General features: G+C 54.0%; 17 protein-coding genes, 1 tRNA gene and 1 riboswitch. All 18 genes read left to right on the top strand.

The features are described from left to right. The first annotated feature begins 68 nt into the window (after nt 1–68). The 18 genes from tsaE (at nt 69) to D7024_RS03280 (ending at nt 14,207) form a co-directional block, all read left to right on the top strand. Nucleotides 69–551: a tRNA (adenosine(37)-N6)-threonylcarbamoyltransferase complex ATPase subunit type 1 TsaE gene (tsaE, locus tag D7024_RS03200; RefSeq protein WP_121450494.1), complete on the top strand. Its 483-nt coding sequence runs from the start codon at nt 69–71 to the stop codon at nt 549–551. After that, nucleotides 532–1,236: a tRNA (adenosine(37)-N6)-threonylcarbamoyltransferase complex dimerization subunit type 1 TsaB gene (gene tsaB, locus D7024_RS03205; protein ID WP_121450495.1), complete on the top strand. Its 705-nt coding sequence runs from the start codon at nt 532–534 to the stop codon at nt 1,234–1,236. Before tsaE ends, tsaB begins: the two co-directional genes overlap by 20 nt. An 8-nt stretch (nt 1,237–1,244) precedes the next feature. Continuing rightward, on the top strand, nt 1,245–1,721 hold the full coding sequence (rimI, locus tag D7024_RS03210; RefSeq protein WP_121450496.1) for a ribosomal protein S18-alanine N-acetyltransferase: 477 nt from the start codon (nt 1,245–1,247) through the stop codon (nt 1,719–1,721). Beyond that, on the top strand, nt 1,722–1,868 hold the full coding sequence (locus D7024_RS14695; RefSeq protein ID WP_165859250.1) for a hypothetical protein: 147 nt from the start codon (nt 1,722–1,724) through the stop codon (nt 1,866–1,868). A 262-nt stretch (nt 1,869–2,130) separates the two neighbouring features. Continuing rightward, complete coding sequence (locus D7024_RS03215; RefSeq protein ID WP_121450497.1) at nt 2,131–2,385, top strand: sulfurtransferase TusA family protein; 255 nt, start codon at nt 2,131–2,133, stop codon at nt 2,383–2,385. Nucleotide 2,386: 1 nt separating this feature from the next. Beyond that, nucleotides 2,387–2,815, top strand: a complete 429-nt coding sequence (locus tag D7024_RS03220; protein ID WP_121450498.1) for a hydrogenase iron-sulfur subunit — start codon at nt 2,387–2,389, stop codon at nt 2,813–2,815. A 3-nt stretch (nt 2,816–2,818) separates the two neighbouring features. Then, a complete protein-coding gene (locus D7024_RS03225) occupies nt 2,819–5,527 on the top strand; it encodes an FAD-dependent oxidoreductase (RefSeq protein WP_121450499.1) in 2,709 nt (902 codons plus the stop codon). Then, nucleotides 5,524–7,257: a CoB--CoM heterodisulfide reductase iron-sulfur subunit A family protein gene (locus D7024_RS03230; RefSeq protein ID WP_121450500.1), complete on the top strand. Its 1,734-nt coding sequence runs from the start codon at nt 5,524–5,526 to the stop codon at nt 7,255–7,257. Before D7024_RS03225 ends, D7024_RS03230 begins: the two co-directional genes overlap by 4 nt. Further along, nucleotides 7,257–7,502 carry a MarR family transcriptional regulator gene (locus tag D7024_RS03235; RefSeq protein ID WP_121450501.1) on the top strand — a complete coding sequence of 82 codons (246 nt, stop codon included), beginning with the start codon at nt 7,257–7,259 and terminating at the stop codon, nt 7,500–7,502. The genes D7024_RS03230 and D7024_RS03235 overlap by 1 nt, the downstream gene beginning before the upstream one ends. After that, nucleotides 7,502–7,804, top strand: coding sequence for a 4Fe-4S dicluster domain-containing protein (locus D7024_RS03240; RefSeq protein ID WP_121450502.1), 303 nt, complete (start codon nt 7,502–7,504; stop codon nt 7,802–7,804). Before D7024_RS03235 ends, D7024_RS03240 begins: the two co-directional genes overlap by 1 nt. 13 nt (nt 7,805–7,817) lie before the next feature. After that, nucleotides 7,818–8,780: a (Fe-S)-binding protein gene (locus tag D7024_RS03245; RefSeq protein WP_121450503.1), complete on the top strand. Its 963-nt coding sequence runs from the start codon at nt 7,818–7,820 to the stop codon at nt 8,778–8,780. Nucleotides 8,781–8,879: 99 nt separating this feature from the next. Continuing rightward, nucleotides 8,880–9,347 (top strand): DsrE/DsrF/DrsH-like family protein, encoded by a 468-nt coding sequence (locus D7024_RS03250; protein ID WP_121450504.1) that lies wholly within the window; start codon nt 8,880–8,882, stop codon nt 9,345–9,347. A 167-nt stretch (nt 9,348–9,514) separates the two neighbouring features. Then, a riboswitch (cobalamin riboswitch) is annotated at nt 9,515–9,794 on the top strand. A gap of 401 nt (nt 9,795–10,195) precedes the next feature. Continuing rightward, nucleotides 10,196–10,942 carry an energy-coupling factor ABC transporter permease gene (locus tag D7024_RS03255; protein ID WP_121450505.1) on the top strand — a complete coding sequence of 249 codons (747 nt, stop codon included), beginning with the start codon at nt 10,196–10,198 and terminating at the stop codon, nt 10,940–10,942. Nucleotides 10,943–10,944: 2 nt separating this feature from the next. Next, on the top strand, nt 10,945–11,277 hold the full coding sequence (locus D7024_RS03260; protein ID WP_243113675.1) for an energy-coupling factor ABC transporter substrate-binding protein: 333 nt from the start codon (nt 10,945–10,947) through the stop codon (nt 11,275–11,277). After that, nucleotides 11,270–12,052, top strand: coding sequence for a cobalt ECF transporter T component CbiQ (gene cbiQ, locus D7024_RS03265; protein WP_121450507.1), 783 nt, complete (start codon nt 11,270–11,272; stop codon nt 12,050–12,052). Before D7024_RS03260 ends, cbiQ begins: the two co-directional genes overlap by 8 nt. Next, complete coding sequence (locus D7024_RS03270; protein ID WP_121450508.1) at nt 12,049–12,972, top strand: energy-coupling factor ABC transporter ATP-binding protein; 924 nt, start codon at nt 12,049–12,051, stop codon at nt 12,970–12,972. The genes cbiQ and D7024_RS03270 overlap by 4 nt, the downstream gene beginning before the upstream one ends. 120 nt (nt 12,973–13,092) lie before the next feature. Next, nucleotides 13,093–14,040: an L-lactate dehydrogenase gene (locus D7024_RS03275; RefSeq protein ID WP_121450509.1), complete on the top strand. Its 948-nt coding sequence runs from the start codon at nt 13,093–13,095 to the stop codon at nt 14,038–14,040. An 89-nt stretch (nt 14,041–14,129) separates the two neighbouring features. Further along, nucleotides 14,130–14,207, top strand: a tRNA-Arg gene (locus D7024_RS03280). The last annotated feature ends 201 nt before the right edge of the window (nt 14,208–14,408 follow it).

Here is a 14,408-nt window from a genome sequence, read left to right on the forward strand (position 1 = left end):
GGCCCGCCCATGGGTTATAATACTGGCAGGCTTCTTTTTTACGTGTAGAATACGAATCAGGTGGTTTCATGGCTTTGGTATGGCGAACCCGTTCTGCCGGGGAAACTGAAGAATTTGGCCGCCTTTTGGCCACCGTCTTACTTCCCGGGGATGTCCTGTGCCTGCACGGTGATCTGGGTGCGGGGAAAACGGTGCTGGCCCGGGGCATCGCCCGTGGCCTGGGGATCACCGGGCCGGTGACCAGTCCCACTTTTACTTTAATTAACGAATACTCCGGCCGGTTGCCCCTTTACCATATGGATGTCTACCGTTTGGACGGGCCCGGGGACATGGCCGACCTGGGCTATGAAGAATACTTCTATGGTGATGGAGTGACCCTGGTGGAGTGGGCGGGGCGGATCGAAGAGGTTTTGCCTTCCGAACGGCTGGACATTTACCTCAAGGGATTCCCCGGGGAGCCGGAATTACGGGAAATTCTTTTAATCCCCCGGGGAAAGCGCTATGAAGAACTGGTAAAGGAGCTGAGCGCCCTTGCTCGTGCTGGGTATTGAGGCCGCCACTCCGGTGGCTGCAGTGGCCGTGGTACAAGGGGAAAGGGTGCTGGCCGAGCGGATGGTTAATAACCAGCGCACCCACTCGGTGAACCTCCTGCCCATGATCAAAGCGGTACTGGAAGACGCCCGGGTTGCCCGGGAGGATCTGGGCGGTATCGCTGTTTCCTCGGGGCCCGGTTCTTTTACCGGCCTGCGCATAGGCATGGCCACGGCCAAAACCCTGGCCCAGGTCTGGGGGTTACCCATTGTGGGCATCAGCACCCTGGATGCCCTGGCGTATCCTTTAACCGGCCAGGGCGGGTTAATTTGCCCCATTCTTAACGCTCGAAAAGACGAGGTCTATGCGGCGGTATATCGAACGGTCGAGGGGAAACTGGAACGCCTGGAAGGTCCCATGGCGGTCCGGCCTGAGGAACTTGTTCGACGCTTTGAACCCCTGGAGCTTCCCGTTACCCTGCTGGGCGACGGCGTGCCTATTTATGGCGAATTCTTTAAAAAACAACTAGGTAGCCGGGTTTTTCTGGCCCCGGGCAGTGCCATGTGGCCCCGGGGTGCCCCGGTGGCCGAACTGGGTTACCGGTTGCTGATGGCCGGGGAAGGAGAGGATCCCCTGGAACTATTGCCCAATTACATCCGGTTATCCGAAGCGGAAGTGAAATGGCTTCAAAAACAAAAAGGGTAAGCCGGTGTATGTCTATGGAACTGACTTTTGCCGAAATGTCCTGCGATCATCTGGATGAGGTACTGGCCATTGAGCAGGTCTCTTTTATCACTCCGTGGTCCCGCCATGCCTTTACATATGAATTGTTGCAAAACGAGTTTGCCGTATACATCGTCGTTCTGGCGGGTCAAAAGGTGGTCGGCTATGCCGGGATGTGGCTGGTTCTGGATGAGGCCCACGTGACCAATGTGGCCGTTCATCCCCAGTATCGCCGGCGCCATATCGGACGGAAACTGATGCAGGAACTCATGCGCCGGGCGGTCACGCTGGGAGCCAGCCGTATGACCCTTGAGGTGCGTACCTCCAACCACGTGGCCCGGCACCTTTATACATCCCTGGGTTTCGTAGAACGGGGCCGGCGCCGGGGATACTACACCGACACCAACGAGGACGCCGTGATCATGTGGAAGGACCCTCTTGATGGCTTCACAGGAGGTGAGTACTAGATGAACCGTAACGTGCGCTTGCTGATCCGTCTGGCCGGCCTCGGGGTGGCCATGGTAGGGTTGCTGGCCAATTTACCCACGGGCTGGACCATTGGGCTGGTGGGTGCCGGTCTGGCCGCATTTTTACTGGCTGGGGGCGGGGGGTGAGGTTGCTAACAGCAGCGGGTGGTCAACCCGTATGATCTGAATAGCACCTGTAAGTTCGGTAACATTGGTAAAAAGATAAGTCAAGTCTTGACAACTTGTGAAAAATGTGTTAATTTATACTCAATTAATACCCTTACCGGTATTAGTATTTCCGTATACTGGTATGGGTAGAAAGGATGCGCGCACTAGCGGAGGGCGACGTGTACCTCAAGCAAGGTAGCTGAAAATCTCATCCTAAATTTTTAAGGAGGCGAAAGTTTTTATGACCACTGAGGAGCTGAAAAACATTAAGGCCAGCAAGGTTGTGGACGCAAGGGGAGTTTCCTGCCCCGGACCGATTATGGCGGCAAAAAAGGCCATAGCGGATGTTAAGGTGGGAGAAATTATGGAAATTCTGGCCACTGACTCCGGATCTCAAAAAGATATTCCGGCCTGGGCCAAAAAAATGGGACACGAGTTTCTCGGTGTGATTGAAGAAGCCGGTTACTGGAAGCTCTACGTAAAGAGGATGAAGTAATATGCCCGGGCAGGTTAGCACAGGCAAAGATTTTTCCCCCAGAATCCTCGTCTTTTCCACAAACAACATTTCCGACCCGGGCATTGACCTCGCCGGCAGTTCCCACATGCACTACCCCCCTTCGGTTATGGTCATCAGCATGCCCTGCACCAGCGGCATCAAGCCCGAATGGATTTTATACGCGGTGGAAAAAGGTTTTGACGGAGTTTTTTTGGCCGCCGACGGGGAAGAATGCGCCTATCTTCCGGATTGTGCGGAAAGGACGTCTGATATCGTGCAAGAGGCACAGGAGCTTCTCGTCCGGAAGGGGTATGAGCCCCAAAGGGTGAGAATGTCGGCCATTTGCTCGGTCTGCGCCGGGCCGTTCACCAACCATATGAAAGAATTTTCCGAGTCTTTGAAGAAACTCGGACCCGCCAGGAAGGGATAAAGCATGAGCTACGATGTTCTCGTGATCGGCAGCGGGATTGGGGGTATGGAGTCAGCCCTCAAACTGGGTGACATGGGCTATCACGTCCTGCTGGTGGAAAAGGAAGCCAGTGTTGGCGGTAAAATGATTCTGTTGAGCAAGGTATTCCCAACCCTTGATTGTGCCAGCTGCATCTCCACGCCCAAAATGGCCGCCACAGTGCATCACCCCAATATTGAGGTAATGATTTATTCCGAAGTGGAGGAGATCAGGAGGCTCCAAAACGGCAAGTTTAGCGTGAAGGTCCGCCAAAAGCCCACCTTTATTAACCAGACCCTGTGCACCGGCTGCCGGCAGTGTGAAATGAACTGTAACGTAGCGGTTCCGGATCAATTCAACTTCGATATGGTGGCCAGGAGGGCCGCTTATATCCCTTTCCCTCAGGCTGTTCCGAAAAAGGCCGTTATTGAGCGGGAGGGCACATCCCCCTGTTCCTTCACCTGCCCGGCGGGCATAAAAGCCCATGGTTACATTGCCCTGGTCAGGGGTGGGAAATACCGGGAAGCCTTTGACCTGGTACTGGAAAACACACCCCTGGTGGGCAGCCTGGGCAGGGCCTGCTATGCACCCTGCGAAGGTGAGTGTACCAGGGGCAGCCTTGAGGGGCCCCTGCCCATCAGGAGAATTAAACGTTTTATCGCCGACCGCTATTACCGGGAACACTCCGAGCCCGAATACAGCCCTCCAGAGGAACTTAAGGACAAAAGGGTCGCCATTGTGGGAGCGGGGCCGGCCGGCCTTACCGCCGCCTTCTTCCTGGCCAGGAAAGGCTACCGGGTGACCATTTTTGAAGCCCAGGCGCAGCCCGGCGGCATGTTGCGCACGGCCATACCTTCCTTCAGGCTCCCCAAAGACGTGGTGGACAGGGATATCAAAAATGTAACGGCCCTGGGGGTGGAGATCAAAACAGGGGTGAAGGTGGAAGACCTGGAGGAGCTGAAAAATAGCGGCTTTGACGCCATATTCGTGGCCACCGGTACGCCGGGCGCTAAAAAGATGCGGGTTGAGGGCGAAGACCTGGACGGTGTGGTCGGCTCACTGGATTTCCTGCAGCAGGTGAACCTGGGCCAGAAGATCTCCCTCAAGGACAGGGCGGTCATCGTGGTGGGCGGCGGTAATGTGGCCATAGATGCGGCCAGGGTGGCCGTGAGGCTGGGCGCTAAAAGGGTGGTCGTGCAGTACCGGCGAAGTAGGGCCGAGATGCCCGCCCATGACTGGGAAATTACGGCGGCGGAACGGGAAGGAGTAGAATTTCAATACTTAAGCGTGCCCAAAAGGTTTATCGGCCGGGATGGAAAACTAACCGAAGTTGAAAGTATGAAGATGGAGCTGGGTGAACCGGATGCCGGCAGGAGGAGAAAGCCGAAACCGGTTGAGGGCTCCGAATACAGAATTGCGGCCGACATGGTCATTACTGCCGTCGGGCTTGAGCCCGAGACAAAAGCTTTTCAAAAGCTGCTGCGTATTAACGACAACCATACCATCAGCGTTGATCCGGAAACCTTACAGACCACGGTACCTTATGTCTTTGCCGGGGGAGACGTGGTCACCGGGCCCTCCATGATTGTGAACGCCGTCGCCCAGGGTAGACGGGCGGCTTTCTTCATCGACCGCTATTTAAAAGGGGAGGAGCTTAAAGGGGCAGATTTTGATTACAGGACGCCGGTTGTGGATAAGGAAAAGGTTCTGGCCAGACAGCAAAGCTACCGGACCCTTTTCCCGGTGGGGAGTGGCGAAATCCTGCGGGAGAAACCCGGCGATTTTTCGGAAACGGAACTTCCTCTGAATGAAGAACAAGCGCGGTACAGCGCAGGAAGATGCCTTGACTGCGGGATATGCTCCGAATGCCGTCAGTGTGTGGCCACCTGTCCGGCCAATGCCGTTGACCTGTCCATGAAGGAAGAGAAAAAGGAGTTTCAAGTCAATGCCGTGATCATAGCCACCGGATTTCAACTTTTCCCCGCCCATCAAAAGCCGCAATACGGATACGGGAAATTTAAAAACGTCATTACCGGCATGCAGATGGACCGCTTGCTGGCACCCACCAGGCCATATAACGGTGTGTTGAGACCCTCCGACGGCAAGGTTCCCGAGAGCATAGCCTTTGTCCTCTGTACCGGGTCAAGGGACCAGTCCGTAAACAACCCCCTGTGTTCCAGGGTATGCTGCATGTATTCGGTCAAGCAAAATCAGCTCGTCATGGGTGCGCTGCCTCTTGCGGACGTGACGGTTTATTACATCGATGTGCGGGCCTTCGGCAAAGGGTATGAGGAGTTTTACGACCAGGCAAGGGCCATGGGTGCCAATTTTGTAAAGGGGAGAATTGCCAGGATCGAGGAAAAGGAAGACGGCAATCTCATTCTTTACTATGAAGACATCGATAACGGCGGGAAGCTGGCCCGGGCGGAACACGACCTGGTGGTTCTATCCGTAGGACTTCTCCCCAATCCCCAGGTACAAAATCTGTTTGCAGGCGAGAAACTGGAATTAGATGAGTACCTTTTCGTCAAGGAAGTGGATGAGGACCTGAACCCGGGCAAAACAAGTATCGATGGGGTCTTCGTGGCCGGGGCTGCTTCCGGTGCCAGGGACATACCCGACTCCATATTGCATGCCGGGGCGGCTGCAGCTCAGGCGGCAGCCTATGTGGAAAGGATAAGGGGGACAAGATGAGCGACCGGAGAATAGGCGTGTACATTTGCCATTGTGGCGGGAACATTTCCGATTATGTGGATGTGGACAGGGTAGTGAAGGCCGTTTGTGACGAGCCGGGAGTTGTGGTGGCCAGGACGGCCGTGTTCACCTGTTCCGATGCCACCCAGCAGGAAATGATTCAGGATATTAAAGAGCAAAACTTGGACGGCCTGGTGGTGGCGTCCTGTTCCCCAAAACTGCACCTTTACACCTTCAGGGACGTGGCGAAAAGGGCGGGGCTCAACCCGTACCAGTATACCCAGGTTAATATCAGGGAGCAGTGCTCCTGGGCCCATACCGGTGACAGGGAAGGAGCCACCAAAAAGGCCATCAGACTGGTAAGGGCGGGGATTGCCAGAACCAATTTAACCGAGCCGCTTCAACCCGTTAAAATCGACACAGTCCCCGGGGTGTTGATTATTGGCGCCGGAATAGCGGGCCTGCGGGCAGCCATTGGGCTGGCGGACATCGGCATCTGTGTTTACCTGGTAGAGCGGGCACCGGCCGTGGGCGGATGGGTTGCCCGGTTTGGAAAGATGTACCCCCACGGGAAGAAGGGCAGGGAGTTAATCGACCAGCTGGTTGACGAGGTTAAAAAGAGAGAAAACATTACTCTTTTCACCAATGCCGGGGTGGTGGAAAAATCGGGAAGCATTGGGGACTTCCACGTAAAGATAAGGATAAAAGAGCCTGCGGAAAGCGATGTTGGTGTGCGGGTGGGAGCAATCATTGTGGCCACGGGTTTTGATCCTTATCAACCGCGGGAAGGTGAGTACGGTTACGGGCTGGAGGGCGTAATAACCCTTGCCGCATTCCAGGAGCTCCTGGACAGTTCCGACGGCAGGCTGGTTTACAACGGCAGGGAAATAAAGGACGTGGTCTACATTTACTGCGTCGGAAGCAGGCAGGGTGCGGACATGGAAAACGCCAACCGTTATTGCTCCCGTTACTGCTGTAATGCGACCATTCACGCTGCCAATCTGGCCTTTGAAAAGAACCCCAAAATCCATCAATTTCATCTTTTCAGGGATATACGGACCTACGGCAAGTTTGAGTTGCTTTACCAGGAGGCCTTAAAGCGGGGGGCAGCTTTTCTTAAGTTTGACGAAAACGAGCCTCCCAGGGTTGAACAAGGTGGGAACGGGAAATTAAAGGTAACTGTGAAGGATTTGCTTACCTTTGGGGAAGAGTTTGAGATCCGGGCCGACCTTGTGGTTCTGGCCACCGGCATGGTCCCCAAAAAGAACGGGAAGCTGGTGGATACCTTGAAGCTGCCCGTGGGAAGAGACGGGTTTTTCAACGAGATACACCCCAAACTGCGTCCGGTTGAAACGGTGGTGGACGGCGTGTTCATCTGCGGTGCCTGCCAGGGGCCCAAGAACTCTTCCGAAAGCGTGGCCTCCGCCCTGGCGGCGGTTACCCAGAGCGCTTCCATCCTCAAAAAAGGCTATGTTGAGCTTGATCCGCTCATTGCCAACGTGGATCCCCAGCTGTGTACCTGGTGCGGGGTATGTGCACAGGCCTGTCCTTACTCCGCCATTGAACAAGAGCAATACCAGGGCAGGGAAGTGGCCAGGGTAAACGAAGCGGTCTGCAAGGGCTGCGGCGGCTGCGTTCCAACCTGTTCCCGGGATGCCCTCAATCTCAGGGGTTATACAGACGCACAGATCAAGTCCATGATTGATGGCCTGATAAAGGAGATATGCTGATGAACGGCAGGGTGAGAGACGTCAGGGAAGTCGTCAGGGAAGAAATGCTGATGAGGGATAAGATCCTCGATGTCCTGAAGGACGGTCCCCAAACCGTTCCGGAAATAGCGGAAGCAGTGGGTTATCCTTGCCATGAAGTCATGTTCTGGGTCATGGGCATGCGCAAGTACGGCCATTTATGTGAGGACGAGTTAACTGACGAGGGCTATTACAAGTACAGAGCGGTAATCAAGGAGGAGAGCTGATGGCACTGGTAAATCCCGACTTTGTTGAGGAGGTTAAAAGGTCTGACCGGTTTGATGCCTCTGCCTGTATGAACTGCGGGGTATGCAGTGCGGTATGCCCCATGGGCATTGAACTCCTCCCCCGGAAGCTGTTCCGCTACGTGTTATTGGGCGTGAAGGACAAGGTGCTGGAGAATGTAGAGACCATTTATTCCTGCTTTTTGTGTAAACTGTGCGAAGTTAATTGCCCGGCACAGGTGCATATAGCGGAAAATGTGCGTTTTCTCCGCTACTATATGAATAAGAAAGTTTTCAAAATTTAAGGAGAATGGGAATATGCCATTACCGATTGGCGATACCGTGGGCATTCTGGCGGATAACCTGCGGATTAGAAAATCCGTGCTGCCCGTTTCGGCTGAAAGCGTAAGCGCGTGGGCAAAGGGTCTGGGGCTGCCCAGGGGTGGGGAAACCATCCTTTATACCGGCAGGATGTATCAGCTCATCCCCTACATCGAGGCGCTGAATAAGGTCCAGGAAAAGATTGAGGATTCATGGATCGCTGACTTTGTAAAGGTAGGAAGGGTCGTCAACAGGTTTATCAACGTATCGGGTCTTTTGGCCGTACCGCCCAAAAGCATGCGGGAGTCCTGTAGCAGAATACTGGCCAATATCGCACGACTTTTAGGGCAGGCGGGAATTGAGTTTGGCTATTTATACGAAGAAGACCTGTATTCGGGGGCGCTTGTTTATGACCTGGGAGTGGACGATGTCCTGGAGGCCCACGCCCGTAGAGTAGTGGATGTTTTTAAAAAATACCGGGTCAGAAATATCATTACCGTCGACCCCCATACCACCCATATGCTTCGTTCCGTGTACCCTGCCTTGATCAAAGGATATAACCTGCAGGTAAAAAGTTACCTGGAAATACTGGCGGAGCGGGACCTGAAGCCCCGAAAGGAGCTCCGCCTGGAAGCGGCCATCCACGACTCATGTTTATATGCCAGGCACGAGAACGTGCTACAGGAGCAGAGAACTTTGCTGGAGAAAGCGGGTATTGACGTGAGGGAACCTGCGGAGTCCGGAAAGTTCACCTTTTGCTGCGGCGGGCCTGCCGAGTCCCTGTTCCCCAGGAAGGCAAAAGAATATGCTAAAAAAAGGGTGGATCAAATCAAGAAGGTTTCCTTCAGGGCGGTGACCATGTGCCCGATCTGCCTGGTGAATTTGCAAAAGGCCGCCGGTGGAGAAATACAGCTGGAGGACATATCCAGCTACCTGGTACAGGCCTACTGCGGAGGATAGTATGAAGGCCCTCTTTATGCTGGAAGAAAAGCACCGGTCCCACATCTTTGTCCTCAACTTGCCGGTTAACTAAAATAACTTGTACGGGGGTGCAGGCACATGAAAAAAACCATCATCGTCTTCAGCGGTGATCTTGACCGGGTTATGGCCGCCTTTATCATAGCCAATGGCGCTGCCGCCATGGGTGACGAGGTTACCATGTTTTTCACCTTCTGGGGATTGAACACCCTGAGAAGGCCGGAGAAGGTTAAGGTAAAGAAGAGCTTTTTGCAGGCGCTGTTCGGCTGGATGATGCCCAGGGGTGCCAACAAGCTGGGGATATCGAAGATGAATTTCGGCGGCCTGGGTGCAAAAATGATGAAGATCGTAATGAGGCAGCAAAATGTTACCCCCCTTCCGAAACTTATCGAATCTGCCAGGGAGCAGGGTATAAGGATGATTGCCTGTACCATGTCCATGGACGTAATGGGCATAAGAAAAGAAGAACTCATCGACGGTCTGGAGTTTGCCGGGGTGGCCACTTACCTGGCCGAAGCCGACGAGGCCAATGTAAACCTTTTCATTTAGCCTTTTAAAGAGCTGCGCTAAAGGGACAGGTCTTTAAAATTTTTTGGCGTGGAGGCAATGCCGTTTTTACCAGCAATTTTACGACGGGGTTCTGGGACTAAGGTTTGGGAAGTTTGTGAGCGGGAAAATTTCTGGACAGGGTATACCTGTTGTGCTATAATTTAGGCAATTGAATAAAGTGGACGGGTGCTCCCTGCCGGTAAAGACAGGGATAGAGGGAAGTCAGTGAAAATCTGACGCGGTGCCGCCACTGTGAATGGGGAGTCCGCCACACAAAGCCACTGGCCCAGCACTCAGTTAATTTGATTCTGCTGTGACAGAGATTAGCTGATGATAAAGATTAAAGTAGCAATGAACGGAAATAAGCATGGCTGAGTGCTGGGCTGGGAAGGCGTGGTGGGGCAGTGATCCATGAGCCAGGAAACCTGCCCGTTCCTTTTCACCGTTTGTACCTACGGTCCATGGGGAGGTGAAAGAGGTTAGAGTATGGATGCTTTTACCCCTGCACCCGGACACGCAGGGGTTGTTAGTTTTTTAAAAATGTCAGATTGCAGGAATAGGTGCTTTATCCCGAGGGATAAGGCTTAAAGGGTGATGTGGTCCACTGTCCGGGGAGCCCCTTCAACTTTTTTAAGGAAACTTTGGGTGACTTGAGGGGGCCATGACCTGAGGGCAGCAGAGGACATGCCTATTCCACTCCTCAGTATCTGTACCGGGGGAGCGGTGGAGCATGTCCTTTTTGTGTTCACACGGTTACATTACCCCCCGGCACCAGGTCGGGGGGTTTTCTTTGTGATGGTTGGGCGGGCCGCTTGCCGGGTGACCTTATTTATAAGGGAGGTCTTTTTATGAGGAAGAATACGGGGATCCTTTTATCCATTCTCTTTCTTCTTTTCCTGTTCTTTCCCCAGCAAAATGCCTGGGCCATGCACATAATGGAGGGGTTTCTTCCCTTAAAGTGGTGTCTTTTCTGGTATGCTCTGACCTTACCGTTTCTCGTTGCAGGTATCCTGTCCATTCAAAAGGCCGTAAAGGTTGACCCGGGTGTGAAAATGCTCCTGGGGCTGGCTGGTGCCTTTGCCTTTGTCCTTTCGGCTTTGAAACTTCCTTCCGTTACCGGCAGCTGTTCTCATCCCACCGGCGTCGGGCTGGGGGCCATACTTTTCGGGCCGTGGGCCATGAGCGTATTGGGCTGCATCGTGCTGCTCTTTCAGGCGGTTCTGCTGGCTCACGGCGGCTTAACCACGCTGGGGGCCAACACCTTTTCCATGGCGGTGGTGGGCCCCCTGGTGGCCTACGTTATTTACCGGTTGGGTGAAAGGTTGGCCCTGCCCCGGTGGCTTTCGGTATTTTTGGCTGCCTTTTTAGGTGACCTGTTGACCTATGTTACCACGTCCATACAATTGGCGCTGGCCTTTCCCGCTTCCCATGGCGGGGTGGTAGCGGCCATGATCAAGTTCATGGGTATCTTTGCGGTAACCCAGGTGCCGCTGGCCATCAGCGAGGGTATTCTGACCATTATTGTTTTTAACTTCCTGGTTGCTCACAACCGCCATGAACTGGAACAACTGCGAGTCTTATCCCGGGGGGTATGAGAATGAGAACCGGTGTAAAAAACCTGTTATTGATTTTCATTGTCCTGGTACTGGCTGTCTTTCCTCTGTTGATGAATAAAAATGCTGAATTTGGGGGGGCCGATGAACAGGCAGAGAAAATGATTGGAGAATTACAGCCGGATTACCAGCCGTGGTTTGAATCCGTGTGGGAGCCTCCCAGCGGGGAGATCGAAAGCTTGCTCTTTGCCCTGCAGGCAGCACTGGGTGCTGGATTTATCGGCTATTTCATAGGGTTCTACCGCGGCTGCAGGGGGAACCACGTCAAGCGAAATCAACCCGGGGAGTTGTTAGGGGAGAGAGATACTGGTGTTTAAAATTGACCAGTATGCATATACCAGCAGCCTGCGCCATGTTCATCCCGGAGAAAAATTCGCCTTTGCCATGCTTACCATGAGTATATGCCTGGCGGCTTCAAGCGTCCTGGTACCTGCCCTGGTCACCTGTTTGACGGCGGCGGCCATAATCCTGGTCGCCCGCGTACCGGCACGCTTTTACTTCAGACTTTTGTTGCTGCCTCTGGGTTTTCTGGTGGCCGGGCTGCTGGCCATCACCCTGACCATCTCCCGGGAACCCGACCCGGCGGTTTGCGGGTTCGCTATCCGGGGGATTACCCTGGGTGTAACCATACCGGGCCTTTATCATGCGGCCCTGCTTTTTACAAAGTCCCTGGGGGCCGTTTCCTGTCTTTACTTTTTATCTCTGACCACTCCCATGGTGGAGATTATTTCTGTCCTGCGCCGGTTAAAGGTGCCTGCCCTGCTCATTGAATTGATGGGCCTGGTCTACCGTTTTATCTTCGTAATCATGGAAACAGCCGGTAGAATGTACATTTCCCAGACCTCACGCTGTGGCTATGCCGGTCTGAAGGCGTCCTATCGATCCCTGGCTCAGCTGGTATCCAACCTTTTTGTCAAGTCATGTTACCGCTCCCAGGCCCTTTTCACCGCCCTCTTGGCCAGGGGTTATACGGGAGAGATACGGATGTGGGAAGACCCCCGTCCGGTATCCAGGAAAAATCTGGCCCTTATTGCCCTTGTAGATTTTATCCTGCTGGTTCTGGTTCTGGTGAGCTGGAGGTGGCCTGTTTGAAGGAATTTATCCTGGAAGCCCGTGATATTCATTTTGTCTATTCCGATGGCACGACCGCCCTGCGGGGAGCCACTATGGCCATTGAAAAAGGAAGAAAGGTGGCGGTGCTGGGCTCCAACGGGGCCGGCAAGACCACTATTTTCCTTCACTTTAACGGTATCCTGCGCCCGGGGCGGGGCCGGGTGTTGTTTGCCGGCCGGGAAGTACGGTACGATCACCGTTCGCTGATGCAGTTGCGCAAAAATGTGGGCATTGTTTTTCAAGACCCCGATACCCAGCTTTTTTCGGCCAGCGTGATCCAGGAAATTTCTTTTGGCCCTTTAAATTTGGGGCTGCCCGAGGGGGAGGTGGCCCGCCGCGTGGAAAACGCCATGGCAGCCACGGAAATTGCCGACCTCAGGGACAGGCCCACCCACCTTTTAAGCTACGGCCAGAAAAAGAGAGTCTGCCTGGCCGGTGTTCTGGCCATGGAGCCCAGTGTGCTGATCTGCGATGAACCTACCGCCGGCCTGGACCCCGTACATGCTGCCCAGGTAATGAAACTATTTGACCGCATCAACCAGCAGGGTACTACCGTTATCCTGGCCACCCACGATGTGGACCTGGCCTATTCCTGGGCCGATTATGTGTTTGTGATGAGCCGCGGTACCGTGGTGGGGGAAGGCTTGCCCGAAGAAGTTTTTCACGATGAGCGGCTTTTGAAACAGAGTGATTTAACCCGCCCCTGGCTGGTGGAGATCCATGAGCAGCTGAGCCGCAGGGGATGGCTGCCTGACGGTTTACCCTTGCCCCGCACGAAAGAACAGCTTTTTGACTGTATTCAAAGGGTTTCCGGTTCAGGAAAACCGTCTTTAGTACATGTTTTCCCCCGGGAAAAAATGCGCTCGGAATGTGCATCATGCAGTGTGGGGAGAAAATGAAGGTCGGCCTTGACCTTGCAACAATAGGCTAAAACCGGGTGGCTTACATACGCCCAAAAAAAGAAGTTGGGATAATTTTTTTTTCTGGAAGGGGGGAGAATAAGGGGGGAGGGGAAGCGGATGCCCGTAAATGATAAGCGCAAAATAGCAGTGGTGGGAGTTGGTGCGGTCGGGTCCGCCACCGCCTACGCGGTGATGATGAGCGGCCTGGTCAGCGAACTGGTACTGGTGGATATCAACCGGGAGCGGGCCGAGGGAGAGGCCATGGACCTGGCCCACGGTGCTTCGTTCATCAAACCCATTCGCATTTACGCCGGCGAATATGAGGACTGCCGCGATGCCGATATCGTAATCTTTTGCGCCGGGGTCAATCAGAAGCCCGGCGAAACGCGCCTGGATCTGGTGCAACGGAATTATGCCGTTCTGAAAGAAGTTCTTGTTCGCCTCATGCCCCTGGAGGAGAACGGGGTGTTTTTAATGGTAACCAATCCGGTGGACATCCTTACCTACGCAGCGTTGCGCTTGACCAACCTGCCTCCCAACCGGGTTATCGGTTCCGGCACGGTCCTGGACAGCTCCCGTTTCCGCTATTTGCTCAGTCAATACTGCCAGGTGGAACCCCGGAACATTCACGCCTACGTGGTAGGCGAACATGGGGACACGGAAGTACCCCTGTGGAGCCTGGCCAACATAGCCGGCATGCCGGTGCAGGAATTCTGCTGCTGGCGTGGGGTGCCCTGCCTCAATCCCGAGGAAATCACCCGGCGGGTAAGGGAGGCCGCCTACGAGGTTATCGCCCGCAAGGGGGCCACTTATTATGCCATTGGCCTGGCGGTGAAACGGATTTGTGAAAGCATCTTAAGGGACGAAAACTCCATCCTGACGGTGTCCGGCCTGGTGGATGGCGAATATGGGATCACTGACGTTTGTCTCAGCCTTCCTTCCATTGTAAACCGGACGGGCCGGGTCCGGGTGCTGGCCGTACCCATTGCCTCCGGGGAAGAAGAGGCTTTACATCATTCCGCCCGGACGCTAAAATCAATTATAGCGCAGCTGGATTTACCGTAAAGGGTGCCGTATGGCCTATATTATGTAAAAGAATTTACTATTGCTTTTTTTCGTGGTTTTGATATAATAACATATGCAGTTGCTTAGATGCGCCTGTAGCTCAGCGGATAGAGCGCCGGCCTCCGGAGCCGGGTCTTGCGCAGGTTCGATTCCTGCCAGGCGCACCAGGATAAAACCCGCAAGCCCGATTAGATCAAGGGTTTGCGGGTTTTTGATTTCCTTGATACTACCTCGGAATTTTACAGCTTGTCAGCAGTCGTTAAGGGCAAGAACTCCTAAACCGCTTCTCAGACCTTTAACTGCTGCTTTTGTTGCTATGTGAAACTTGCCATTCTCGGCGAGCTGTTTTATAAATGGTTGTTAAGTGG

Origin of the sequence: Desulfofundulus salinus (assembly GCF_003627965.1) — a bacterium.
In the GTDB taxonomy this organism is placed as follows: Bacteria; Bacillota; Desulfotomaculia; order Desulfotomaculales; family Desulfovirgulaceae; genus Desulfofundulus; species Desulfofundulus salinus.

Excerpts from the sequence above, each read along its gene's own strand:
- D7024_RS03255 (WP_121450505.1), top strand. The coding sequence starts at position 10,196 with ATGAGGAAGAATACGGGGATCCTTTTATCCATTCTCTTTCTTCTTTTC.
- D7024_RS03235 (WP_121450501.1), top strand. The coding sequence starts at position 7,257 with ATGAACGGCAGGGTGAGAGACGTCAGGGAAGTCGTCAGGGAAGAAATG.
- D7024_RS03275 (WP_121450509.1), top strand. The coding sequence starts at position 13,093 with ATGCCCGTAAATGATAAGCGCAAAATAGCAGTGGTGGGAGTTGGTGCG.
- D7024_RS03225 (WP_121450499.1), top strand. The coding sequence starts at position 2,819 with ATGAGCTACGATGTTCTCGTGATCGGCAGCGGGATTGGGGGTATGGAG.
- D7024_RS03215 (WP_121450497.1), top strand. The coding sequence starts at position 2,131 with ATGACCACTGAGGAGCTGAAAAACATTAAGGCCAGCAAGGTTGTGGAC.
- D7024_RS03230 (WP_121450500.1), top strand. The coding sequence starts at position 5,524 with ATGAGCGACCGGAGAATAGGCGTGTACATTTGCCATTGTGGCGGGAAC.
- D7024_RS14695 (WP_165859250.1), top strand. The coding sequence starts at position 1,722 with ATGAACCGTAACGTGCGCTTGCTGATCCGTCTGGCCGGCCTCGGGGTG.
- D7024_RS03220 (WP_121450498.1), top strand. The coding sequence starts at position 2,387 with ATGCCCGGGCAGGTTAGCACAGGCAAAGATTTTTCCCCCAGAATCCTC.
- D7024_RS03250 (WP_121450504.1), top strand. The coding sequence starts at position 8,880 with ATGAAAAAAACCATCATCGTCTTCAGCGGTGATCTTGACCGGGTTATG.
- D7024_RS03245 (WP_121450503.1), top strand. The coding sequence starts at position 7,818 with ATGCCATTACCGATTGGCGATACCGTGGGCATTCTGGCGGATAACCTG.
- rimI (WP_121450496.1), top strand. The coding sequence starts at position 1,245 with ATGTCTATGGAACTGACTTTTGCCGAAATGTCCTGCGATCATCTGGAT.
- D7024_RS03260 (WP_243113675.1), top strand. The coding sequence starts at position 10,945 with ATGAGAACCGGTGTAAAAAACCTGTTATTGATTTTCATTGTCCTGGTA.
- tsaE (WP_121450494.1), top strand. The coding sequence starts at position 69 with ATGGCTTTGGTATGGCGAACCCGTTCTGCCGGGGAAACTGAAGAATTT.
- D7024_RS03240 (WP_121450502.1), top strand. The coding sequence starts at position 7,502 with ATGGCACTGGTAAATCCCGACTTTGTTGAGGAGGTTAAAAGGTCTGAC.